Source organism: Streptomyces echinoruber, from assembly GCF_014651135.1.
In the GTDB taxonomy this organism is placed as follows: domain Bacteria; phylum Actinomycetota; class Actinomycetes; order Streptomycetales; family Streptomycetaceae; genus Streptomyces; species Streptomyces echinoruber.
The window spans coordinates 155,655-177,124 of the sequence record NZ_BMWH01000003.1; the positions used below are offsets into that span (position 1 = coordinate 155,655).

A 21,470-nucleotide genomic window follows, 5' to 3' on the forward strand; every position below is an offset into this window, starting at 1 on the left:
GCGGGAGATGCGTACTTCAGGGGTACGCGCCGCCAAGCTCAGGCTGTTAGCGGGGCGGGTCGATCAGGCGGAGGCCTGACGGGCCCGGTTGCGGGCGGCACGGCGCTTCATGGCGCGGCGCTCGTCCTCGCTGAGGCCACCCCAGACGCCGGAGTCCTGGCCGGACTCGAGCGCCCACTGCAGACACTGCTCGATCACCGGGCAGCGACGGCAGACGGCCTTGGCTTCCTCGATCTGCAGCAGCGCAGGACCGGTGTTGCCGATGGGGAAGAAGAGCTCGGGGTCTTCCTCGCGGCAAACGGCGCGGTGACGCCAGTCCATGGCTGCTACCTCTCCTCGGGTATGACGTGCAGGTTGCTTGTGAATGTGAACGCTTTCACGAATCCCTCAACAAGTGAAGGGCCGACCACCAGGTTCCCTGGTGTGGTCCTGAAGGTTGATGAGGGGTTCTGGTGATCGCTGGGAGGCCGCTATGGCGGTCCGTCCCGATCGCCACGTAGAGACTCGCAAACCTCAGCGGCGGATACAACCCCTTCCGGAAAGTTTTTTTTGATTCCTCGGTGTCGACTAGGTCACAGCCGTACTTCCATGGGGTGGATCCTGGCCTAAACGTTCGACTGAAAGGACTTTGGGCCCTTCTGCTCACACAATCACACGCAGTGCACGCCGTACGCCTGTGAACGTCACGCTGGTACGGAGCCCCAGGTGGTCACCGTCCATCTGGAGAGGCAGCGGCACCTTCGAATGCAAGGTGAACTCACTCAGATCGTGCAGCGAGGTCGCGTGCCTGCCGTGCGGCCCGCGCTCGGGGGAGGAGGCGAGCAGCTGGGTGCCGTACCGGAGGACCGCGGCCGTGGACAGGCGGCTGAGCGCGAACACGTCCAGACCGGTGTCGAACGAGGCCTTCGGGGAGGCGTACACCGGGCGATTGCCCAGGTAGGTCCAGGGAGCGGTGTTGCAGACTATGGACAGCACCAGCCCCGTCACCGGCTCCTCGCCGGCCCGCTCCAGGGTGATCGTGCCGTGCCGGCGGTGCGGCTCGCCCAGCAGTTGGCGCACCACCTGGCGCACGTAGAGGGCGTGCGTCGACTTCTTGCCGCGCTCCCGGTGCTGCTCCACGCGCCCCACGACGCCCGCGTCGAAGCCGAGGCCGGCGTTGAAGGTGAACCAGCGGGCCGGCACCGCCTCGTCCTCCGTGCCCGGCGTGCCGGAGGCCAGCCCCAGGCCGACCGTGCGCTCACTGCCGTCGCGCAGCGCGTTCAACAGGGCGCCGGTCGCCTCGACGGCGTCGTTGGGCAGGCCCAGGGCGCGGGCGAAGACGTTGGTCGAACCGCCGGGGACCACCGCGAGGCGGGGCAGGCGGTCCGGGTTCGGGCCGGCGTGCAGCAGGCCGTTGACCACCTCGTTGACGGTGCCGTCGCCGCCGAGGGCCACGACCAGGTCGACGTCCGCGCTGTCGGCCGCCTGCCGGGCCAGGTCGCGTGCGTGGCCGCGGTACTCGGTGGTGACCGCCTCCAGCTTCATCTCGCTCGCCAGCGCGTGGATGAGGACGTCGCGCGTACGTGCGCTTGTGGTGGTTGCCGCCGGGTTGACCACGAGAAGTGCACGCATGACGTGCAGCGTACCTACTGGGCGGTACTCGGGGCAGAGGAGGTAGGGAACCGGTAAGAGAAACCGACAAGAGGAAGAGGTGTGGCCGCGCGCCGCGGTGCTCGCACGCGCCGAAAAGCCGGGTGCGGGGCGCCCGTGTCGAGGCCGTCCCCGGTGCGCGGGCTACCCTGCAGGGGTGAGCAGTGAGCAGACCCCCACCCCGGACGCCGGACCCCGCCCGCGACGGCTGACCTGGGCAGCCGCGCTGGCCGCCCTGGAGGGCGCCGTGCTCGTGGCCGGCGGGGTGTGGATGCTCGTGCTGGGCTTCACCGGGAACCCCGACGACCGGCAGCAGGCCGTCACCGGCGGCGTGACCGTGATCGTACTGGCGCTGCTGCCGCTGCTGGCGGCGCGCGGACTGCTGATGCGGCGCAGCTGGAGCCGGGGCCCCGCGGTGATCACACAACTGCTGGCGCTGCCGATCGCCTACAACCTGCTGCGCGCCGACGGGGTGGCGATCCCGGCGGGCATCGTGCTCGCGGTCGTCGCCGTGACGGCCCTAGTGCTGCTGGTCAACCCGGCCACGACCCAGGCCCTCGGCATTCGCGGCCCGGGCCGCCCGCAGGAGCCCGGACGGAAGTGACGGCGGGCCTTTCCTCCTGCGGTCCGGGCCCCGGTTCTGCAGGCGGGAGTGCCCGTCGGTTCGCGTCGGACACGGCGCCCGGCCCGGGCCGGGGGACCGGCACGGGACGCCCGGCGGCGGGCCGCCGCCGAACGCGGCGCCCGGCACGAAACGTCCGGTGCCCGGCACGAAACGTCCGGTGCCCGGGCCGCCGCCGGACGAGACACCCGGCGGCGGACCGGGCACCGGCCCCGGCCGCTTCGACTGCGGCCCCGCTACTCCTCCACCAGCAGCTTCTCCCGCAACTGCGCCAGCGTGCGCGCCAGCAGCCGGGAGACGTGCATCTGGGAGATGCCGACCTCCTGCGCGATCTGCGACTGGGTCATGTTGCCGAAGAACCGCAGCAGCAGGATCTTCTTCTCGCGCGGCGGCAGGTCCTCCAGCAGCGGCTTGAGGGACTCCCGGTACTCGACGCCCTCCAGCGCCTCGTCCTCGGCGCCGAGAGTGTCGGCGACGGCCGGGGTCTCGTCGTCGGTGTCGGGCACGTCCAGGGAGAGCGTCGAGTAGGCGTTGGCGGACTCCAGGCCCTCCAGGACCTCCTCCTCCGAGATCGCCAGCTTCTCGGCGAGCTCGTGCACGGTGGGGGAGCGGCCGTGCTGCTGGGACAGCTCGGCCGTCGCCGTGGTCAGTGCGATCCGCAGCTCCTGCAGCCGGCGCGGCACGCGCACCGCCCAGCCCTTGTCGCGGAAGTGGCGCTTGATCTCGCCGACGATCGTCGGGGTCGCGTACGTGGAGAACTCCACGCCGCGGTCCGGGTCGAAGCGGTCGACCGACTTGATCAGACCGATGGTGGCGACCTGGGTGAGGTCGTCCAGCGGCTCGCCGCGGTTGCGGAAGCGGCGTGCGAGGTGCTCGACGAGGGGCAGGTGCATACGGACCAGCCGGTTGCGCAGCTCCGCGTACTCCGGGCTGCCCGGATCCCGCTTGCGCAGTTCGGCGAACAACGCACGTGCGCCGTTGCGGTCCCGCAGTTCGTGCGGCGCACCCTGCGGCGCGCTCTGCGCCCCCGGTGCGCCCTCTTCGGCGTGTCGCTCGTGCTCGCTCATCGTCCCGCCCGTTGCCCTTCCCCTGGCCCTCGCCTCCTCCCCCACTCGCGACGGCTTCCGAGTGGGGCGGCCCCCGCCTGCCGGCGTGCCCGCGCCCTGCCCCGCGGGGGGCGCGGCCGGTGCGGTGCCCGCCTGGCCGGGGCCGTCGTCCAGGAGGCCGGCTGCCGGGGAGCCGTCGTCCTCCGGATGCGGCCTGGCCTGCTCGGGAATGCCGTCGATGCCGCCCGTGCCGCGCCACGACCCCGCGGGGTCGCCGCTGTTCGCCCGCGCGTCGGTCCGCGCCGGGGCGTTGCCGTCCCCGGCCGGCAGCCGCCGAGGCTCCCGCCGCTCCCGCGCCCGTGTGCCGCTGTCTTCGTCCCGCACCGGCCCGTCCCCTGTTCTCATGCCGGGCCTGGGCCCGCGCCACGCTGTTTGTAGAGGCTGATCGACACGGTCTTGTCCTCGTCCACGGCGGAGGAGACCTTGCCCGCGAGGGCGGACAGCACGGTCCAGGCGAAGGTGTCCCGTGACGGTGCGTGACCGTCCGTGGTCGGGGCCGAGACCGTGACCTCGAGCGAATCGTCGACGAGCCGGAAGACGCAACTGAGGACGGAGCCCTCCACGGCCTGCTGGAGCAGGATCGCGCAGGCCTCGTCCACCGCGATGCGCAGGTCCTCGATCTCGTCGAGGGTGAAGTCCAAACGGGCCGCGAGCCCGGCCGTGGCCGTACGCAGCACCGACAGGTAGGCACCCGCAGCCGGCAGCCGGACTTCCACGAAGTCCTGGGTCGCGGGCTCGCCTGCGATCTGGGACACCCTCACCTCCAAGGTGGTACAAGCTTTCTCGGGGCCGAGGGTCGCCCCCCGGGTCAGTACGACGCGATACTGGTCAGCGGTGACGCTATCGCGCCCTCAGCTTTTCTGTCTCAGGACCCCATCCCCGTACTGTCACTCACAGTAAACCTCTGTATACGCACAGTGGCTAGGGGTCTGCGGGCCCAATTGGGAAGAGGACGCGCCGGATTGACGTACCCGGACGTCAGACGGTCGAACCGTACGGCACCACCGTCACACGAGTACGTGATCGACGAAACACCAGCGCCAGTCCTCACCGGGCTCGAAGGTCCGCATCACCGGATGACCGGTCTCCTTGTGGTGCCGTGTCGCGTGCTGCCTCGGCGAGGAGTCGCAGCAGCCGACGTGGCCGCAGGTCAGGCACAGCCGCAGCTGCACCGGATCGGTGCCGTCGGCCAGACACTCCAGGCAGGTCTCGCTCAGGGCTGCGGGCTCCGGGTGCGGCAGCGCGTCGGCGTGCGTGCACTGTTTCATGATGGCCAGGTTACGACGGGCGCAAGACGGTCGGCGCGGGAAAAGCCGCGTGGACCGGCCGGCGGAGAACGCCGGCGGCGCCGCGGAGAGGGCGGGCGAGTGCCATGGACGTGATGCCGCTGCTGTTGCTGGTGGCGGGCAGTGCCGCGGTGGCCGCGGCGGCCCGTCGCACCCCGGTGCCGGCCCCCCTGCTGCTCGTCGCGGCCGGCCTGGCGGTCTCCTACGTCCCCGGGGTGCCCGGCTACACCCTCGCCCCGGACGTCGTGCTGCCCCTGGTGCTGCCCCCGCTGCTGTACACGTCGTCGATGGAGAGCTCCTACCTCGACCTGCGTGCCTACAAGCGACCGGTGGCGCTGCTGTCCGTCGGGTACGTGCTGTTCGCCACCGTCGTCGTCGGCTGGGCCGCCTATCTCGTCGTGCCGGGGCTGCCGCTGCCGGCGGCGCTGGTGCTCGGCGCGGTGGTGGCGCCGCCGGACGCGGTGGCGGCGACGGCGGTCGCGCGCCGGGTGGGGCTGCCGTCGCGGATCACCACGATCCTGCAGGGGGAGTCGCTGCTGAACGACGCCACCGCGATCACCGCCTACAAGGTCGCCCTGGCCGCGGCGATCGGCGAGAGCACCACCTGGGGGGAGGGCATCGGCGAGTTCCTGCGCGCGGCGGTCGGCGGCGTCGGCGTCGGCCTGGTGCTCATGGCGCCCATCCACTGGCTGCGCACGCACGTGAAGGAGGCGCTGCTGCAGAACACCCTCTCCCTGCTGATCCCGTTCGTCGCCTACAGCGTCGCCGAGCAGATGCACGCCTCCGGTGTCCTGGCGGTCGTGGTCGTCGCCCTGCACCTCGGCCACCGCGCGTGGGAGGTCGACTTCGCCACCCGCCTCCAGGAGGAGGCGGTGTGGAAGATGGTCGCCTTCGTCCTGGAGTCCGCGGTGTTCGCCCTCATCGGCCTGCAACTGCCCGTCGTCCTGAAGGGACTGGGCGCCTACGACCCCGGCGAGGCCGCCTGGTACGCCTTCGTCGTCTTCCTGGTGGTCGTCGCGGCCCGGTTCGTGTGGGTCTACCCCAGCACCTTCGTGCCGCGGTTGGTGTCGCGGCACATCCGGGAACGCGAGGACAACCCCACCTGGCGGGGGCCGATCGTGACCTCCTGGGCGGGCATGCGGGGCGTGGTCTCACTCGCCATCGCCTTCTCCATCCCGCACACCGTGCACGGCGGCGGTCCCTTCCCGCAGCGCGACCTGATCCTCTTCCTGACCTTCACCACGGTCATCGGCACGCTCGTCGTGCAGGGCCTGACCCTGCCCCCGCTGATCCGCCTCCTGCGGTTCCCGGGCCGCGACCAGCAGGCGGCCACGCTCGCCGAGGCCAACGCCCAGGCACAGGCCTCCCTCGCCGCCCAGCAGCGCCTGGAGGAGCTCCTCGCCGACGAGCGCAACACCCTGCCGCCGCCGCTCGCCGACCGCCTCCGCGCCGTCGTGGAGTACCGCCGCAACGCCGTGTGGGAACGGCTCGGCCAGTCCAACCCGCGCACCGGGGAGAGCGTCGACGACACCTACCGCCGCCTGTCCCGCCAGGTGATCGCCACCGAACGCGACGTCTTCGTCCGGCTGCGCGACCGCCGCTACATCGACGACGAGATGCTCAGGACCCTGCTGCGCCGCCTCGACTTCGAGGAGGCGGCGGCGTACCGGGAGGCGACGTGACGTCGTCCCGCGCGGCCGCCTCCGGGAACGGGCGGCCGGTGACGACGGCCGCGACCGTGCTGCCGCGCGCGAAGGCGCCCTCGTCGGCGAGGACGGTCAGGGCGTACAGCAGCTTGGCGACGTAGAGCCGCTCCACCGGCAGGCCGTGGCGCTGCTCGAAGTCGTCGGCGAAGGCGTGCAGCGCGGGGGTGGTGCGCGCGTATCCGCCGAAGTGGAAGCGTTCGTCGAGCCACCAGTGCCCGCGCGGGCCGCCGAACGCCCGCTGCTGCAGGGCCCCGACCTCGGCGGCCAGGAAACCGCCCCGGAGCACCGGCACGCCCAGCGCCCGCTGCCCCGGGCCGAGCCCCGCGGCCAGGCCCGCGAGGGTGCCGCCCGTGCCGCATGCCACGGCGACCACGTCGGCCCGCCCGCGCAGCTCCTCGCCCAGGCCCCGGCAGCCGCGCACGGCGAGCGCGTTGCTGCCGCCCTCCGGGACGACGTACGCCTCCTGCGCGTCCGCCGCCCGCAGCAGGGCCGCCAGCGTCTCCGGCTCCGTCTTGCGGCGGTAGACCGCCCGCTCGACGAAATGCAGCCGCATGCCGTCGGCCGCGCACCGGGCCAGCGACGGATTGAGCGGCCGTCGTGCCAGCTCCTGCCCGCGCACCACGCCGATCGTGGGCACGCCGAGAATGCGGCCCGCGGCGGCCGTGGCGCGCAGGTGGTGGGAGTACGCGCCGCCGAACGTCACGATCGGCCGCCCGTTCGCCGCCCGCAGGTTCGGCACCAGCTTGCGCCACTTGTTCCCGACCAGTTCCGGATGGATCACATCGTCCCGCTTCAGCAGCAGCCGCAGGCCCCGGCGGGCGAAGCGGTCGTCCGCGACCTCCTGCAGGGGCGAGGGGAGACGGGGGCGGAGGGCGGGATGGGTCACCCTGGCATTGTCGCCGGTGACGGCGGGCGTCACTTCAGGCGGTCGCGGATCCGCGCGCGCAGCCACGCCATCGTGAAGCCGCGCGGGTCGACCTTGCCCGGCTGCCACTCCAGGTGGCCGATGACCGACCGTTCCGTCCACCCGTGGTGGCGGCAGATCGCGGCGGAGACCTTCTCGACGGCCGCCAGCTGGGCCTCGGGCCAGGGATCGTGGCCGTCGCCGAGGTTCTCGCACTCGAAGCCATAGAAGTGGCGGTTGCCGTCGGTGCTCGCCTCGTTGTCGTGCGGCAGCGTCTTCTCCGCGATCACCGCGCGCAGGACGTCGTCGTCGCCGAGGCCGGCGTGGTTGGCGCGGCCGTAGCCGACCAGGTGCACCCGGCCGTCCTTGGTGATCACTCCGTGGCACAGGGGACCGGGCAGGTCCGGGTGGCCGGTGCGGCACAGCTCCACCGTCCGCTCCTCGCCCCGGGTCGCCGTGTGGTGGATCATCACGCCGTGCACCGGACCCCAGGGCCCCTTGTGGTTGCGGTTGTGGTGCCGCCAGTCGCCGACCTCGACGACCGTGACACCCGCGGCTCTCAGACTCGACAGGAACGCGCCCGCGGACATGGGTGGGGCCATGGCCGCCTCCTTCGGGATGTGGCCGGGACGGCCGCCCGGACGCGGCCGACTCCGGAAGGTGTGCTTGTACCGGGAGCGGACGGTGCGGGACCAGTCGTTCGGACCGTGTGCGAGCCGATCCGGTCATCCGGCGCACGGCGGGCGGCCGTTGCCGGAGTCCACGACTGCCCGGCCGAGCGAAGATCCAATCCCGCTCTTTTGTGTAATAGCACCGGCACACAGCGTGATGGAAGGCTGATTCCCGCACACCGGTGCGCGAAGCGGACGCGCCGGTGCACGTATGGGAGGGCGATTTCCTGATGTCGGTGGGCGAAGAGATCCGCACGGAACAGCAGCGGTCACAGCAGAGCCTCGGCACCGCGGCCGCGCGCAACCTGGCCACCACGACCAAGTCCGTGCCGCAGATGCAGGAGATCAGCTCCCGCTGGCTGCTGCGCATGCTGCCGTGGGTGAACGTCCAGGGCGGCACGTACCGGGTGAACCGCCGGCTGACCTACGCGGTCGGCGACGGCCGGATCACCTTCGTCAAGACGGGCGACCGGGTCGAGGTCATCCCCGCGGAGCTGGGCGAACTGCCGGCCCTGCGGTCGTACGAGGACGAGGAGGCGCTTTCCGAGCTCGCCCGGCGCTGCCGCCGGCGGGAGTTCGGCCCCGGCCAGGTCATCGCCTCCTCCGGCAGCCGGGCCGACGAGGTCTACCTGCTGGCGCACGGCAGGGTCGAGAAGCTCGGCACCGGCCCCTACGGCGACGACCAGGTCCTCGGCGTCCTGGCCGACGGCGCCTACTTCGGCGACCAGGCGCTCCTGGACGAGAACCCCGTCTGGGAGTACACGGTCCGCACGGACACCGCCTGCACCGTGCTGGTGCTGTCCCGGCAGGACGTGGAGCAGGTCGCCGAACGCACCGACTCGCTGCGCGAGCACCTGCAGCGGCGGCGCTCCGATCCGGGGGAGCGCACCAACAGGTACGGCGAGAAGGAGATCGACCTGCTGTCCGGCCACAGCGGCGAACCGGACATCCCGCACACGTTCGTCGACTACGAGGCCCGGCCACGCGAGTACGAACTCGGCGTCGCCCAGACCGTCCTGCGCGTCCACACGCGCGTGGCCGACCTGTACAACCAGCCGATGAACCAGACGGAGCAGCAGCTCAGGCTCACCGTCGAGGCCCTGAAGGAGCGCCAGGAACACGAACTGATCAACAACCGCGACTTCGGCCTGCTGCACAACTGCGAGTACGACCAGCGCCTCCAGCCCCACGACGGCGTGCCCGGCCCCGACGACATGGACGAGCTGCTCAGCCGGCGCCGCGGCACCAGGCTGTTCCTCGCCCACCCGCGCGCGATCGCCGCGTTCGGCCGGGAGCTCAACCGGCGCGGACTGGTCCCGGAGACCGTCGACATCGCCGGCAACCGCATCCCCACCTGGCGGGGAGTGCCCCTCTTCCCCTGCAACAAGATCCCGATCAGTGAGGCCCGGACCAGCTCCATCATCGCCCTGCGCACCGGGGAGGAGGACCAGGGCGTGATCGGCCTGCGGGCCGCCGGAATCCCCGACGAGATCGAGCCGAGTATCTCGGTGCGGTTCATGGGGATCAACGAGCAGGCGGTCATCGGCTACCTGGTGACGGCGTACTTCTCCGCCGCGGTCCTCGTGCCCGACGCGCTCGGCGTGCTGGAGAACGTCGAGATCGGCCGCCGGCGATGACACCGAACGCCCGCCTCCGGTGTCCGCGCCCGCGGCAGTGGGTAGACCACCTGGGCGAACGAGCCGTCACCACAGAGCGAACGCCACCGTCCGCGGACGTTTCGAAGGGGACGAGGGGGATTCCATGGCCGAGTCCATGACGGGCACCACGCAGCGCACCGCCGCGCCCCACAGCCTCCCGCGGACCCGCCGGACCGCTGCCCCGGCACCGGCGAGCGGCACCGGAGCCCCGCCCGCCGGGACACCCGGACGCCCGCCGGGACCCGGGGGCGAGCAGTCGGCTTCGGGAGACGGCGGCGGGCGGGAGGCGGAACAGGTGCTGCGACAGGCCCGAGCGGTGGTCGACCCCGAACTGCGGGCGGCCCTGGGCACCCTGCCCGGACCGGTGCGCCGCACCGCGCTCTACCACTTCGGGTGGGAGGAGGCGGACGGCACGCCCGCCGCGGGCAACGCCGGCAAGGCGATCCGCCCGGCGCTCGTCCTGGCCGCGGCCGACGCCCTCGGCGGGGCCCGGGCCCGCACCGGCGCCGTCCGGGCCGCCGCGGCGGTCGAACTGGTCCACAACTTCACCCTGCTCCACGACGACGTGATGGACCGGGACACCACCCGCCGACACCGGCCCACCGCCTGGACGGTGTTCGGGGAGAACGCCGCCATCCTCGCCGGGGACGCCCTGCAGGCGCTGGCCCTGCGGCTGCTCGCCGAGGACCCCCGCCCGGCGTCGGCGGCGGCCGCGGCCCGCCTCGCCGACTGCGTGGTGGAGCTGTGCGCCGGCCAGCAGGCGGACACGGCCCTGGAGCGGCGCGACCCCACCGGGGTCGCCCTGGACGAGGTGCTCGCCATGGCCGAGGCCAAGACCGGCGCACTGCTGGGCTGCGCCTGCGCCCTGGGCGCGCTGTGCGCCGGGGCGTCCGCCGACCAGGTCGCGGCACTGGACGCGTTCGGCCGTCAGGCCGGGCTCGCCTTCCAGCTCATCGACGACGTGATCGGCATATGGGGCGACCCCGGCCGCACCGGCAAGCCGGCCGGTGCCGACCTCGCCGCCCGCAAGAAGTCGCTGCCCGTGGTCGCCGCGCTCACCTCCGGCACCCCGGCCGCCGCCGACCTCGCCGAGCTGTACGCGGCCCCGCCCGCCGCGGGGCGGGCCGAGGACCCGGACACGGTGGCCCGGATGGCGCTGGCCGTGGAGCGGGCGGGCGGCCGGGACTGGGCCCAGACGCAGGCGGCCGACCGGATGGCCCGCGCGGTGGACGCCCTGGCCGGTGCCGTCCCGGATGCCGACGCGGCGGGCGGTCTGCTCGCCCTCGCCGAGTTCGTCACCCGCCGCACCGGGTGACCCCGGCCGGCCCATGACCCCGGAACCCCCGGGACCGGGCGGCTCCTGACCCCGCCCGGTCACCAGGGTTCCGGCTCGCGGGTCCCGCACTTCCCCACGGTGTGCGGGGCCCGCGCCCTTCCCTTCGCTGCCCGAAGCCCCACCGATAGGCTCAACTCCCGTACCGCACAAGCTGTTTGAGGGGAAGGGCAGAAGGATGGGCGTGGGGATCCGGACGGCGGGGGAGAGCGACCGGGAGCTGGTCGTGCGGCTGCTGGACGAGGCGTTCCAGGACGACCCGGTGAGCAACTGGGTGTTCCCGGGGGCGGAGTACCGGCGCCGGGTGCACCACCGGCTGATGGCCGCGTTCACCGACGCGGTGCTCGCCGACGGGTGGATCGACGTCACGGAGGACGGCTCGGCCTGCGCCCTGTGGCTGCCGTACCCGGCCGCGGACCACTCCGCCGGCCCGCGGGAGGACACCGAGGGCAACCAGGCCGACGGGCACGGCGGACACGGTGGGAACGACGGGAACGACGGGAACGACGGGAACGACGAGGCCGTGCAGTTGCGGAAGGCCGTCGACCCGGAGAACGAGCGCGTGGAGTGGATCGCCCGGCTGATGGCGAAGGAGCATCCCACCGACCGGGCCCACGCGTACCTGTGGATGATCGCCGTGGCGCCGGACCGGCAGAGCGAGGGCCTGGGCACCGCGCTCATCCGGCGCGTCCTGGACCGCTGCGACCGGGAGGGCCTGCCCGCGTACCTGGAGGCGAGCAGCGCCCGCAGCACGAAGCTGTACGAGCGTCTCGGCTTCGCCTTCACCGGCCGCACCCTCGACCTGCCGGACGGCCCCCGGATGTGGCCCATGTGGCGCGAGCCGCGGACCCGTTAGCCGCCTCGGCGCCCACGCGCCGGCACCCCGGCGCATCCCGCGCGCCCGGCCGGCGCCCGCCCTACCCTGGGGGCATGGACGGCGAAGAACACGCCTGCCCCGTCTGCGGGCGGCCCGTCGCCACGGTCGTCCGGCGGCACAAGACCCTGGGCGTCTGGGTGCCGGTGTGGGGGCCGGGCCCGTGCCGGAACCCCGAGTGCGCGGCGTTCGCCGAGGAGGACGCCGGAACCGCGCCGGCGGACCGGACCGGCGGGACACGGGCGGAGGAAATCGACGGCACGCGGGCGGAGGGGACCTGAGCCGGGCGGCGGCCGTACCGCCGTCCGGCACCGCCGCGCGACCGTGAGCGGGGGCGCGTGCCTCCCGCCTCCCGCCCGCCGTCAGCCGCGCGGCCGCTCCACGAACCGCAGCAGGTTGCCCGCCGGGTCCCGGAACGCGCAGTCCCGCACCCCGTACGGCTGGTCCATCGGCTCCTGCACCACCTCGCCCCCGGCCTCCCGCACCCGCGCGTACAGGGCGTCGCAGTCGGCGGTGGCGAAGATCACTCCGCGCAGCATGCCCTTGGCCAGCAGCCGCGCCATCGCCTGCCGGTCGGCGGGGGAGGCGTCCGGACTGGCGCCGGGCGGCTCCAGCACGATCTCCACGTCCGGCTGCAGGGGCGAGGCGACGGTCACCCACCGCATCCCCTCGAACGCGACGTCGTTGCGCACCTCCAGGCCCAGGGTGTCGCGGTAGAACGCGAGCGCCTTGTCGTGGTCGTCGACGGCGACGAAGCACTGGGCGAGTCTCAGATCCGTCTGTGGTTCCATGGCCCCAACCTATGTCCGCCGCAACCGTTTCGGCCGGGTGTACGTCCGTGCCACGCACGGCGGGATCGCCGTGCCGGCCTCGTGCGAGCGGGCCCGGTAGGCGCTCGGGGTCTCACCGACCAGCTCGGTGAACCGGGAGCTGAACGAGCCCAGCGAGGTGAAGCCGACGGCCAGGCACACCTCCGTCACGGTCAGGTCGCCGCGCCGCAGCAGCGCCTTGGCCCGCTCGATGCGGCGGGTCATGAGGTAGGCGTAGGGCGTCTCGCCGTAGACGGCGCGGAAGGTGCGCTGGAAGTGGCCCGGTGACATGAGTGCGGTACGGGCGAGCGCGGCGATGTCCAGCGGTTCGGCGTACTCGCGGTCGATCCGGTCACGGGCCCGCCGCAGCCGGACGAGGTCGGCCACGGGCACTCGGTCCCCAGATGTCGTCATCCGCACAGCATCACACGGCCGGGGGCGCGGACGCGACGGGTCCCGGCGCACGCGCCGACGCACGCGCCGGCGTCCGTCCCGACGCCCGGACACCGCGGACGACACAGGGACCCCGCGAACGATGACGGGACCCCGTGAGCGACGAAGGGGCCCCGCGGACGACGAAGGGGCCCGGGCGGAGATCACGAGGATCACCGCCCGGACCCCTGCGCAGGTCCCCACGGCCCGCCGGCCGGCCGGTCCGCGATGATGCACCGATCGCCGAGGGCCGGTCAGCGGGTCACGACCACGGGCTCAGGCCTTCTTCGTCTCCCAGAAGATCTTGTCGATCTGGGCGATGTAGTCCAGGGCCTTCTGGCCGGTGGCCGGGTCGGTGGAGGCCTTGGCGGCCGACAGCGCCTTGAGGGTGTCGTTCACCAGCTGGTGCAGCTCCGGGTACTTCTCGAAGTGCGGGGCCTTGAAGTAGTCGCTCCACAGCACGGAGACGTGGTGCTTCGCGAGCTCCGCACGCTGCTCCTTGATGACGGCGGCACGCGCCTGGAAGTGCGGGTCGTCGTTGGCGCCCATCTTCTCCTGGATCGCCTTCACCGACTCGGCCTCGATGCGGGCCTGGGCCGGGTCGTAGACGCCGCAGGGCAGGTCGCAGTGGGCGCTGACCTTCACCGTGGGGGCAAACAGGCGGGAAAGCATGGAGCATTCCTTCCTCGTGATCGTCTTCTCAGGTGGGACATTACTCCCTGGGAGACCTGTTTTGGCGGGTGCCCCCCGGGGCTTAGGACAAAAGTCCGGGGTGAGACTGGGACTGTGGCGGAACGAACACCGGGGAGGTGCCGGGTGATGCCGGAGCTGTCGCAGGGGCTGCCGCGGGAGGGGGAGCGCGGGGGAGCGCTGCTGCCCTTCGGACTGGCCGAGGTGTCCGGGCCCTCCATGGTGCCCACGCTGTACCACGGGGACCGGCTGGTGGTGCAGTACGGCGCCCGGCTGCGGCCCGGTGACGTGGTCGTCCTGCGCCATCCGTTCCAGCAGGACCTGCTGGTCGTCAAGCGCGCGGTGGAGCGGCGCGAGGGCGGCTGGTGGGTGCTGGGCGACAACGCGTTCGCCGGCGGCGACAGCACCGACTACGGCACCGTGCCCGAGGACCTGGTCCTGGGCAAGGTGTGGTTCCGCTACCGGCCGCGCCGGGCCGGCCGGCGCTCGCCGCTGGCGCTGCTGCGCTGGGCGCTGTCGGCCGCGCGGCCCGTCCTGCCGGACCGGTCGGCCTCCAGGCGCTTGCGGGCGCGGTAGGCGGCGACGTTGGCGCGGGTCGCGCAGCGGTCGGAGCAGTAGCGGCGGCTGCGGTTGGTCGAGGTGTCGAGGTAGGCGTTGCGGCAGGGCGCGGCCTGGCACAGGCCGAGGCGGTCGACACCGTACTCGGTGAGGTGGAAGGCCAGGCCCATCGCGGCGATGGCGGCGTAGCCGGCGGTCGCGTTGGACGGGTGGTCGGCCAGGTGCAGGTGCCACAGCGGGCGGCCGTCCTCGTCGCGGTGGTCGTGCCCGGAGATCTGCGGGCTGACCGGGAACTCCAGGAGCAGGGAGTTCAGCAGGTCGACGGCGAGGGTCTCCTCGCCTCGGTCGGCGGCCTCGAAGACCGCGCGCAGCCGGGCCCGCACCGAGCGGAAACGGGTGACGTCGGCCTCGGTGGCGCGGCGGGCCGCGGACCGGTTGGGGCCGAAGAGTTCGCGGACGGCCTCGACCGAGGTGAGCGAGTCCGTGCCGCGGACCGGTTCCTCGCTGTTGACGAGCCGCACCGCATAGTCCGAGTAATAGGCCAGTTCCACTTGTAGTCCTTACGGAGGCGCTCTGTCGTCATGCGCACGGTCGGGTAACACCCGGTCGTGCATCCAGGCTATTACCTGGCGGCTGTGGGCGACACGCGTGACGGAGGACTGCGACGGCGGAGACGGGGACCGCCGCCTCGGGCGCCGACCAGCGGGCGAAGCCGCCGTACGACTCCTGCGACTCCTCCTGCGACTCCTACGGCGCCGTCCTGACCGCCACGGCCCTGCAGCGGCTGCACCGCGAACCCCTCGCCGTCCTCCACGGTCAGGTCGCGGAGCCGGTCCGCGACGGCGGTGTCTTCTCCTGAACGCGGACCACATGACCGACGAGACCACCCCGCGGATCAACGCCGCCGAGCGCGCGCTGCGGCACGCGCGCGGGGAGACCGCCCGGCAGGCCGGCGTCCTCGACTGGAGCGACCGGTGGCAGCCGGCCGCCCAGGACCCGTCCTGGCCGGGCCCACCGCCCGCCGCTTCGAGAGCCACGGCGGGCACGCCGACGGCGACAAGCCGTCCCCGGCCCGGCACGCGCGTGCTGCGCGAGAAGGGCTTCGGCGAGGTGCGGCCGGTGCGGTGCCCGCCGGCGGACACGCCGCCGCCGGCGCTGAAGCAGCGCGGCGGCGGCGCAACGGCCGACGGGCGGTACGGAGTCTCCGTACCGCCCGTCGGCCAGGGGATCAGCGCGGCCCGGACACCGGCCGCGGGATCACAGCACCTTGGACAGGAACGACTTGGTCCGTTCGTGCTGCGGGTTGGTCAGCACCTCGCGCGGGTGGCCGGACTCGACGACCACACCGCCGTCCATGAAGACCAGGCTGTCGCCGACCTCGCGGGCGAAGCCCATCTCGTGGGTGACGACGATCATGGTCATGCCGGACTCGGCGAGATCGCGCATGACGTCCAGGACGTCGCCGACCAGCTCGGGGTCGAGGGCCGAGGTCGGCTCGTCGAAGAGCATCAGCTTCGGGTCCATCGCCAAGGCTCGGGCGATGGCCACGCGCTGCTGCTGACCGCCGGAGAGCTGCGAGGGGTAGTGCCCGGCCCGGTCGGCCAGCCCCACGCGCTCCAGCAACTGCATCGCCCGCTCCTTGGCCTCGGCCTTGTTCATGCCCTTGACCTGGACCGGCGCCTCGATGACGTTCTCCAGCGCGGTCATGTGCGGGAAGAGGTTGAAGCGCTGGAAGACCATGCCGATGTCCCGGCGCTTCATCGCGACCTCGCGGTCGCGCAGCTCGTAGAGCTTGTCGCCCTGCTGCCGGTAGCCGACCAGCTCGCCGTCGACGTACAGCCGCCCGGCGTTGATCTTCTCCAGGTGGTTGATGCAGCGCAGGAAGGTCGACTTGCCGGAACCGGAGGGACCGATGAGGCAGAACACCTCGCCGGCCCTCACCTCCAGGTCGATGCCCTTGAGGACCTCCACCTGGCCGAAGGACTTGTGCACTCCCTCGGCGCGGACCATGGGGACGGCGGGGTCCCGCGGGGCGCTCGTCGACTTCGTGAACGTGTCGGTCATGCCATGCCCCCCTTCGGGCGGCCGAGGGAGAGGACGTTCGCCTTGACCTTCTGCCACGGCGTCGGCGGCAGCTGGCGGCTGGAGCCGCGCGCGTAGTACCGCTCGATGTAGAACTGCCCGATGCTCAGGACCGAGGTCATGATCAGGTACCAGGCGGCGGCGAGGAAGTACATCTCCACCGGGGCACCGGAGTTCTGGCCGATGTCCTGGGCGTAGCGGAACAGCTCCGGATACTGGACGGCCGCCACGAGCGAGGTCGTCTTCAGCATGTTGATGACTTCGTTGCCGGTCGGCGGCACGATCACCCGCATCGCCTGCGGGATGATGATCCGCCGCAGCGTCTTGCCGTGGCTCATGCCCAGCGCCTGCGCGGCCTCCGTCTGGCCCTCGTCGACGGCGAGCAGGCCGGCGCGGCAGATCTCGGCCATGTACGCGGCCTCGTTCAGGCCCAGGCCGAGCAGCGCCGTCAGCAGCGGCGTCATGAAGTCCGACCAGTAGTTCTTGTAGATCGGGCCGAGGTCGATGTACTCGAAGACCAGGCCCAGGTTGAACCACAGGAACAGCTGGACCAGGACCGGGGTGCCGCGGAAGAACCAGATGTAGAACCACGCGATGGACGAGGTCACCGGGTTCCTCGACAGCCGCATCACCGCCAGGACGATGCCGCCGACGATGCCGATCAGCATCGACAGGACCGTCAGCAGCAGGGTCTTGCCGACGCCGGTCATGATCCGGTGGTCGAAGAAGTAGTCGGGAACCGCGTGCCAGTTGATCTTGCCCTGGCCGAACGCGTAGACGATCGCGACCAGGATGGCGATCGCGATGACGGCGGAGACCCACCGCCCGTAGTGCCTCACGGGAATGGCCCGGATGGCCTCGGCGCCGGCCGGGGGAGTGTCCCTGGGCCCCGCCGTCTTGTCGATGTCAGCAGTCACGGGTGTTGCCTCTCAGTGCCCGCACGCGGCGCGGTCACTTGCCGCCGTTGATCACGGACTCCTTGACGGCGCCGTCCTCGGCGCCCCACTTCTCGAGGATCTTCTGGTACTCCCCGCTCTTGATGATCGCGTTCAGCGCGGCCTGCAGGGCGTCCCGCAGCTGGGTGTTCTTCTTGCCGACCGCGATGCCGTACGGCGCCGCCTCGACCTGGTCGCCGACGAGCTGGAAGTCCTTGCCGCCGCCGGAGGTCTTCACCGCGTAGGCGGCGACCGGGAAGTCGGAGGAGGCCGCGTCCGCGCCGCCCGAACGCAGGCGGGTCTGGGCCTGCTGGTCGTCGTCGAAGGCCTCGATGGTGAGCTTCTTGCCGCTCGGACACTTCTTCGCCTCGGCCTTGGCCAGGTCCTCGGAGACCGTGCCGCGCTCCACGGCGAGCTTCTTGCCGCACAGGTCGGACCACGTGGTGATGCCCCCGGTGTCGCCCTTGCGGGTGTAGATCGACACACCGGCGGTCAGGTAGTCCACGAAGTCGACGCCCTCACCGACCTTCTTGCCGGTGTCGGGGTCTATGCCCTCCTGGCGGTTCTTGTTGTCCGTCATCGCCGACATCGCGATGTCGTAGCGGTTGGAGCGGATGCCGGTGAGCAGGGCGTCGAAGGTGCCGTTCTCGAAGTCGAACCGCACGCCGAGCTGCTTGCCCATGGCGGCCGCGAGGTCGGGGTCGAGACCGACGACCTTGCCCGAGTTGTCCTTGAACTCCACCGGGGCGTACGCGATGTCCGAGCCGACCCGGATGACGCCCTTGTCGCGGATCTCCTTGGGGAGCTTGTCGGCGAGCGGGGCGGAGGCGTTGGGCGCGCTGCCGGAGCCGTTGTTCTTGTCCTTGGTCTGGTCACCGCAGCCGGTGAGCAGCAGGGTGCCTGCGACCGCGAGCGCACCGACCGCTGCTAGCCGGGTGCGAGCGGCGGTCGGGCGACGGGTGGAGCGTGCGGTCATGGTGGTTCCTCCGGCGGATGGTGGCGTCGCCGACGGGTGTCGGCCGCCGAATCGGTATCGACAGGTCTGTCAGGTGTCGACAGGTCGACGAGAACACACACCTTCGGGTGTCGCGACCTTGCGTGATTGACGGCATCTTGCCATTCGGATTCGCGGATTCAGGCTCCCGGCTATGTCAAAATCGGATAACGGGTGACCCCCGAATCGCGCGAAGCCGGTCCATCCGGGCCGGATCATCTGCGGGTATCCCTCCTTTCGGCCGGAAGATCTTCGGTGCGCCCCAGGATGTGGGCGGCGGTGGACGGGTCCGGCGGCATTTGGGTGCTTGTCACGCTTTGGTCAAGGCTTGTCCCCATATTTGGGGAATTTGGGGATCAGTCATGTCATCGTCATGTGACCTTCGCGTTATGGACTCGTCGTCGGTGCCGCCCGTCCGGTAAGAAGGTTCTTTACACCCCTCATCCGGGGCTCGGGGCGCGTGTGCGGCGCGCCCGTCGCGTATGTGCCCGTACGTATCCCCGTACGCGTCACCGACCCGCGCGTATCCCGTGCGCGTCACCGGCCAGGGCCGTACGCGGTGCCCGCCCACCCCTCACCGGGAGTGGTTCACCCTCAACGATTGAAGACTTAAGGGGTAAAACGAAGTGGCAGCGGAGATCGTCAACTCGCGCAGCGGGGACAATACGGACCACGAGGGCGGTGCGGAGCCCCTCGATTCCTTCGACCCGGCGTTCGCGCTGCACCGCGGCGGCAAGATGGCCGTGCAGGCCACCGTGCCCGTCCGCGACAAGGACGACCTGTCCCTGGCCTACACGCCCGGCGTCGCGCGGGTGTGCACCGCCATCGCCGAGCAGCCCGAACTGGTCCACGACTACACGTGGACCTCGTCCGTGGTCGCCGTCGTCACCGACGGCACGGCCGTGCTGGGACTCGGGGACATCGGCCCGCAGGCCTCCCTTCCGGTGATGGAGGGGAAGGCGATCCTGTTCAAGCAGTTCGGCGGCGTGGACGCGGTGCCGATCGCCCTCGGCTGCACCGACGTGGACGACATCGTGGAGACCGTCGTCCGCCTCGCGCCCTCGTTCGGCGGCATCAACCTGGAGGACATCTCGGCGCCCCGGTGCTTCGAGATCGAGCGCCGGCTGCAGGAGCGGCTGGACATCCCCGTCTTCCACGACGACCAGCACGGCACGGCGGTCGTCACGCTGGCGGCGCTGCGCAACGCCGCACGGCTGAGCGGGCGCGCCATCGGCGAACTGCGGGCGGTCGTCTCGGGCGCCGGCGCGGCCGGGGTGGCGATCGCGAAGATGCTGGTCGAGGCCGGCATCGGGGACGTCGCGGTCGCCGACCGCAAGGGAGTCGTCTCGCGGGAGCGGCAGGACCTCACGCCGGTCAAGCGGGAACTCGCCGAGTTCACCAACAAGGCGGGAGTGACCGGCTCCCTGGAGGACGCGCTGGCCGGCGCCGACGTGTTCATCGGCGTCTCCGGCGGCACGGTCGCGGAGGAAGCGGTGGCCTCCATGGCCGAGGGCGCGTTCGTCTTCGCCATGGCCAACCCCGACCCCGAGGTGCACCCCGAGGTGGCGCACAAGTACGCGGCCGTGGTCGCCACCGGGCGTTCCGACTTCCCCAACCAGATCAACAACGTGCTCGCCTTCCCCGGCATCTTCGCCGGGGCGCTGCAGGTGCGGGCCTCCCGGATCACCGAGGGCATGAAGATCGCCGCGGCGGAGGCGCTGGCGGGTGTCGTCGGCGACGACCTCGCCGCGGACTACGTCATCCCGTCGCCGTTCGACGAGCGGGTCGCCCCCGCCGTGACGGCCGCGGTCGCGGCGGCGGCGCGCGCGGAGGGGGTGGCCCGGCGGTGACGCCGGGACCGCTGTGACACCGGCCGCCTGAGCGTGCGCCGGACGGCTCCGCCCTGCTGGGCGGGGCCGTCGTTTTCCTGTGCCGGCCACCTGTCCGGGCGAGGCGGGGCGGGGGCGCTTCGGCGGCGAGGCGGCGAGGCGGCGAGGTGGTGAGGCGGCGAGGCGCGGAGGCGGGACGGGGCGGAGGCGGCTCGGGTCGACGGCCGTCTCGTCGGGACAGGTGGCCCGGGTACGGCGGCGGCGCGCGGGTGCGCGGGCGGGTGGCGTGCTCTGCCCGGCCGCGCGCCCGCTGACAAGAGGGCATGTGTCACAGAGCCGCCTGGTTCCGCCCGCCGCGGCCCGCCCCTATCGTCAAGGTCATGTTCGCTGTCTACGCCGCCCGCATCGACCGTGACCAGCCCCTCAACGGCCTGGAGTCGGGGGAGCGCCCGGCCCCCGAGGCCCGTCCCGGCTGGAGCGTGGTCAACGTCAGAGCCGCCTCCCTCAACCACCACGACCTCTGGTCGCTCCGCGGTGTCGGCCTCGCCGAGGACAAGCTGCCGATGATCCTCGGCTGCGACGCCGCCGGCGTCGACGAGGACGGCAACGAGGTCGTCCTGCACTCCGTCATCGGCCAGAGCGGCCACGGCGTCGGCCCGCGCGAGCCCCGCTCGATCCTGACCGAGCGCTACCAGGGCACGTTCGCCGAGCAGGTCGCCGTGCCGACGTGGAACCTGCTGCCCAAGCCGAAGGAGCTGTCCTTCGAGGAGGCGGCCTGTCTGCCCACGGCGTGGCTGACGGCGTACCGGATGCTGTTCACCAACGCCGGTGTCCGGCCCGGCGACTCGGTGCTGGTGCAGGGCGCCGGCGGCGGGGTCGCCACGGCCGCGATCGTCCTGGGCAAGGCGGCCGGCCTGCGGGTCTTCGCCACCAGCCGGGACGAGGCCAAGCGCAAGCGGGCGGTGGAACTGGGCGCGGTGGAGGCCCTGGAGCCGGGGGCGCGGCTGCCGCAGCGCGTGGACGCGGTCATCGAGACCGTGGGCGCGGCGACCTGGTCGCACTCGGTGAAGGCGCTGCGGCCCGGCGGCACGCTGGTCATCTCCGGCGCCACCAGCGGCGACCGGCCCTCGCACGCCGAGTTGACCCGCATCTTCTTCCTGGAGCTGAAAGTCGTCGGCTCCACCATGGGCACCAAGGACGAGCTGGAGGACCTGCTCTCCTTCTGCGCCGCCACCGGTGTCCGCCCCGTCATCGACGAGGTGCTGCCGATGGACCGGGCCCGCGAGGGCTTCGAGCGCCTCGCCGCGGGTGACCAGTTCGGCAAGATCGTCCTGGTGAACCCGTGACCGGCG

The 21,470-nt window shown here is 72.2% G+C and carries 23 protein-coding genes and 1 pseudogene; 10 read left to right on the plus strand and 14 right to left on the minus strand.

Annotated features, from left to right (window positions below; translation table 11 throughout):
- Positions 1 to 63: 63 nt before the first annotated feature.
- Positions 64 to 321 (minus strand): WhiB family transcriptional regulator, encoded by a 258-nt coding sequence (locus IE225_RS05770; RefSeq protein WP_029383210.1) that lies wholly within the window; start codon positions 319 to 321, stop codon positions 64 to 66.
- A 321-nt stretch (positions 322 to 642) separates the two neighbouring features.
- Complete coding sequence (locus IE225_RS05775) at positions 643 to 1,611, minus strand: diacylglycerol/lipid kinase family protein (RefSeq protein WP_190056237.1); 969 nt, start codon at positions 1,609 to 1,611, stop codon at positions 643 to 645.
- A 175-nt stretch (positions 1,612 to 1,786) separates the two neighbouring features.
- On the opposite strand from IE225_RS05775, the gene IE225_RS05780 reads away from it, so the two are divergent.
- A complete protein-coding gene (locus IE225_RS05780) occupies positions 1,787 to 2,233 on the plus strand; it encodes a hypothetical protein (protein ID WP_190056238.1) in 447 nt (148 codons plus the stop codon).
- A 254-nt stretch (positions 2,234 to 2,487) separates the two neighbouring features.
- Here IE225_RS05780 and IE225_RS05785 read toward each other — a convergent pair whose 3' ends face one another.
- The 3 genes from IE225_RS05785 to IE225_RS05795 all read right to left on the minus strand — a co-directional run bounded on the left by IE225_RS05785 (position 2,488) and on the right by IE225_RS05795 (position 4,625).
- Positions 2,488 to 3,702 (minus strand): RNA polymerase sigma factor SigF, encoded by a 1,215-nt coding sequence (locus IE225_RS05785; RefSeq protein ID WP_190056239.1) that lies wholly within the window; start codon positions 3,700 to 3,702, stop codon positions 2,488 to 2,490.
- Positions 3,699 to 4,112: an ATP-binding protein gene (locus IE225_RS05790; RefSeq protein WP_067300380.1), complete on the minus strand. Its 414-nt coding sequence runs from the start codon at positions 4,110 to 4,112 to the stop codon at positions 3,699 to 3,701. Before IE225_RS05790 ends, IE225_RS05785 begins: the two co-directional genes overlap by 4 nt.
- 252 nt (positions 4,113 to 4,364) lie before the next feature.
- Positions 4,365 to 4,625, minus strand: coding sequence for a UBP-type zinc finger domain-containing protein (locus tag IE225_RS05795; protein WP_190056240.1), 261 nt, complete (start codon positions 4,623 to 4,625; stop codon positions 4,365 to 4,367).
- Between the two features lie 104 nt (positions 4,626 to 4,729).
- Between IE225_RS05795 and IE225_RS05800 the strand changes: the two genes are divergently transcribed.
- Positions 4,730 to 6,325, plus strand: a complete 1,596-nt coding sequence (locus IE225_RS05800; RefSeq protein WP_190056241.1) for a Na+/H+ antiporter — start codon at positions 4,730 to 4,732, stop codon at positions 6,323 to 6,325.
- Here the strand turns inward: IE225_RS05800 and IE225_RS05805 are convergent.
- Together IE225_RS05805 and IE225_RS05810 are read right to left on the minus strand one after the other, a co-directional pair.
- A complete protein-coding gene (locus IE225_RS05805; RefSeq protein WP_229879273.1) occupies positions 6,264 to 7,235 on the minus strand; it encodes a 1-aminocyclopropane-1-carboxylate deaminase/D-cysteine desulfhydrase in 972 nt (323 codons plus the stop codon). The two genes, IE225_RS05800 and IE225_RS05805, sit on opposite strands and share 62 nt — an antisense overlap.
- A 29-nt stretch (positions 7,236 to 7,264) precedes the next feature.
- A complete protein-coding gene (locus IE225_RS05810; protein WP_190056243.1) occupies positions 7,265 to 7,855 on the minus strand; it encodes an N-acetylmuramoyl-L-alanine amidase in 591 nt (196 codons plus the stop codon).
- 299 nt (positions 7,856 to 8,154) lie between these two features.
- Here IE225_RS05810 and IE225_RS05815 point away from each other — a divergent pair, with 299 nt between their 5' ends.
- The 4 genes from IE225_RS05815 to IE225_RS05830 all read left to right on the plus strand — a co-directional run bounded on the left by IE225_RS05815 (position 8,155) and on the right by IE225_RS05830 (position 12,070).
- Positions 8,155 to 9,561, plus strand: a complete 1,407-nt coding sequence (locus IE225_RS05815) for a family 2B encapsulin nanocompartment shell protein (protein ID WP_190056244.1) — start codon at positions 8,155 to 8,157, stop codon at positions 9,559 to 9,561.
- A 124-nt stretch (positions 9,562 to 9,685) separates the two neighbouring features.
- Complete coding sequence (locus IE225_RS05820; protein ID WP_190056245.1) at positions 9,686 to 10,897, plus strand: family 2 encapsulin nanocompartment cargo protein polyprenyl transferase; 1,212 nt, start codon at positions 9,686 to 9,688, stop codon at positions 10,895 to 10,897.
- Positions 10,898 to 11,093: 196 nt separating this feature from the next.
- Entirely contained in the window at positions 11,094 to 11,771 is a 678-nt protein-coding gene (locus IE225_RS05825) for a GNAT family N-acetyltransferase (protein WP_190056246.1), read from the plus strand.
- A gap of 74 nt (positions 11,772 to 11,845) precedes the next feature.
- Positions 11,846 to 12,070, plus strand: a complete 225-nt coding sequence (locus IE225_RS05830) for a hypothetical protein (RefSeq protein ID WP_190056247.1) — start codon at positions 11,846 to 11,848, stop codon at positions 12,068 to 12,070.
- A gap of 81 nt (positions 12,071 to 12,151) precedes the next feature.
- Here IE225_RS05830 and IE225_RS05835 read toward each other — a convergent pair whose 3' ends face one another.
- The 3 genes from IE225_RS05835 to sodN form a co-directional block, all read right to left on the minus strand.
- Entirely contained in the window at positions 12,152 to 12,580 is a 429-nt protein-coding gene (locus tag IE225_RS05835) for a VOC family protein (protein ID WP_190056248.1), read from the minus strand.
- Positions 12,581 to 12,589: 9 nt separating this feature from the next.
- Positions 12,590 to 13,012, minus strand: coding sequence for a helix-turn-helix transcriptional regulator (locus tag IE225_RS05840; RefSeq protein WP_373303135.1), 423 nt, complete (start codon positions 13,010 to 13,012; stop codon positions 12,590 to 12,592).
- Between the two features lie 294 nt (positions 13,013 to 13,306).
- The gene (sodN, locus tag IE225_RS05845; RefSeq protein ID WP_190056249.1) at positions 13,307 to 13,702 is read right to left on the minus strand and encodes a superoxide dismutase, Ni; all 396 of its coding nucleotides are present in this window, start codon (positions 13,700 to 13,702) and stop codon (positions 13,307 to 13,309) included.
- A 147-nt stretch (positions 13,703 to 13,849) separates the two neighbouring features.
- Here sodN and sodX point away from each other — a divergent pair, with 147 nt between their 5' ends.
- The gene (gene sodX, locus IE225_RS05850; protein WP_190056250.1) at positions 13,850 to 14,296 is read left to right on the plus strand and encodes a nickel-type superoxide dismutase maturation protease; all 447 of its coding nucleotides are present in this window, start codon (positions 13,850 to 13,852) and stop codon (positions 14,294 to 14,296) included.
- Here the strand turns inward: sodX and IE225_RS05855 are convergent.
- Complete coding sequence (locus tag IE225_RS05855) at positions 14,179 to 14,829, minus strand: CGNR zinc finger domain-containing protein (protein ID WP_190056251.1); 651 nt, start codon at positions 14,827 to 14,829, stop codon at positions 14,179 to 14,181. The two genes, sodX and IE225_RS05855, sit on opposite strands and share 118 nt — an antisense overlap.
- Before the next feature lie 191 nt (positions 14,830 to 15,020).
- Between IE225_RS05855 and IE225_RS32860 the strand changes: the two are divergent.
- Positions 15,021 to 15,439: pseudogene (locus IE225_RS32860) on the plus strand (SAM-dependent methyltransferase); the annotation flags it as partial.
- A 96-nt stretch (positions 15,440 to 15,535) separates the two neighbouring features.
- On the opposite strand, the gene IE225_RS05860 reads toward IE225_RS32860, so the two are convergent.
- From IE225_RS05860 to IE225_RS05870, 3 genes are read right to left on the minus strand one after another with little or no spacing between them, the layout of a single operon-like run.
- Complete coding sequence (locus tag IE225_RS05860) at positions 15,536 to 16,288, minus strand: amino acid ABC transporter ATP-binding protein (protein WP_190056468.1); 753 nt, start codon at positions 16,286 to 16,288, stop codon at positions 15,536 to 15,538.
- 50 nt (positions 16,289 to 16,338) lie between these two features.
- Entirely contained in the window at positions 16,339 to 17,277 is a 939-nt protein-coding gene (locus IE225_RS05865) for an amino acid ABC transporter permease (protein WP_190056252.1), read from the minus strand.
- A gap of 34 nt (positions 17,278 to 17,311) precedes the next feature.
- The gene (locus tag IE225_RS05870) at positions 17,312 to 18,271 is read right to left on the minus strand and encodes an ABC transporter substrate-binding protein (protein WP_190056253.1); all 960 of its coding nucleotides are present in this window, start codon (positions 18,269 to 18,271) and stop codon (positions 17,312 to 17,314) included.
- Positions 18,272 to 18,915: 644 nt separating this feature from the next.
- Here IE225_RS05870 and IE225_RS05875 point away from each other — a divergent pair.
- Together IE225_RS05875 and IE225_RS05880 are read left to right on the plus strand one after the other, a co-directional pair.
- A complete protein-coding gene (locus IE225_RS05875) occupies positions 18,916 to 20,139 on the plus strand; it encodes an NAD(P)-dependent malic enzyme (protein WP_190056254.1) in 1,224 nt (407 codons plus the stop codon).
- Between the two features lie 359 nt (positions 20,140 to 20,498).
- Positions 20,499 to 21,464, plus strand: a complete 966-nt coding sequence (locus IE225_RS05880; RefSeq protein ID WP_190056255.1) for a zinc-binding dehydrogenase — start codon at positions 20,499 to 20,501, stop codon at positions 21,462 to 21,464.
- Positions 21,465 to 21,470 lie beyond the last annotated feature (6 nt).

Bases quoted from the DNA above. Each gene is read 5' to 3' on its own strand.
- IE225_RS05770 (WP_029383210.1), bottom strand. From the start codon at position 321: ATGGACTGGCGTCACCGCGCCGTTTGCCGCGAGGAAGACCCCGAGCTC.
- IE225_RS05775 (WP_190056237.1), bottom strand. From the start codon at position 1,611: ATGCGTGCACTTCTCGTGGTCAACCCGGCGGCAACCACCACAAGCGCA.
- IE225_RS05785 (WP_190056239.1), bottom strand. From the start codon at position 3,702: ATGAGAACAGGGGACGGGCCGGTGCGGGACGAAGACAGCGGCACACGG.
- IE225_RS05795 (WP_190056240.1), bottom strand. From the start codon at position 4,625: ATGAAACAGTGCACGCACGCCGACGCGCTGCCGCACCCGGAGCCCGCA.
- IE225_RS05800 (WP_190056241.1), top strand. From the start codon at position 4,730: ATGGACGTGATGCCGCTGCTGTTGCTGGTGGCGGGCAGTGCCGCGGTG.
- IE225_RS05810 (WP_190056243.1), bottom strand. From the start codon at position 7,855: ATGGCCCCACCCATGTCCGCGGGCGCGTTCCTGTCGAGTCTGAGAGCC.
- IE225_RS05815 (WP_190056244.1), top strand. From the start codon at position 8,155: ATGTCGGTGGGCGAAGAGATCCGCACGGAACAGCAGCGGTCACAGCAG.
- IE225_RS05820 (WP_190056245.1), top strand. From the start codon at position 9,686: ATGGCCGAGTCCATGACGGGCACCACGCAGCGCACCGCCGCGCCCCAC.
- IE225_RS05825 (WP_190056246.1), top strand. From the start codon at position 11,094: ATGGGCGTGGGGATCCGGACGGCGGGGGAGAGCGACCGGGAGCTGGTC.
- IE225_RS05830 (WP_190056247.1), top strand. From the start codon at position 11,846: ATGGACGGCGAAGAACACGCCTGCCCCGTCTGCGGGCGGCCCGTCGCC.
- IE225_RS05835 (WP_190056248.1), bottom strand. From the start codon at position 12,580: ATGGAACCACAGACGGATCTGAGACTCGCCCAGTGCTTCGTCGCCGTC.
- IE225_RS05840 (WP_373303135.1), bottom strand. From the start codon at position 13,012: ATGACGACATCTGGGGACCGAGTGCCCGTGGCCGACCTCGTCCGGCTG.
- sodN (WP_190056249.1), bottom strand. From the start codon at position 13,702: ATGCTTTCCCGCCTGTTTGCCCCCACGGTGAAGGTCAGCGCCCACTGC.
- sodX (WP_190056250.1), top strand. From the start codon at position 13,850: ATGCCGGAGCTGTCGCAGGGGCTGCCGCGGGAGGGGGAGCGCGGGGGA.
- IE225_RS05860 (WP_190056468.1), bottom strand. From the start codon at position 16,288: ATGGTCCGCGCCGAGGGAGTGCACAAGTCCTTCGGCCAGGTGGAGGTC.
- IE225_RS05870 (WP_190056253.1), bottom strand. From the start codon at position 18,271: ATGACCGCACGCTCCACCCGTCGCCCGACCGCCGCTCGCACCCGGCTA.
- IE225_RS05880 (WP_190056255.1), top strand. From the start codon at position 20,499: ATGTTCGCTGTCTACGCCGCCCGCATCGACCGTGACCAGCCCCTCAAC.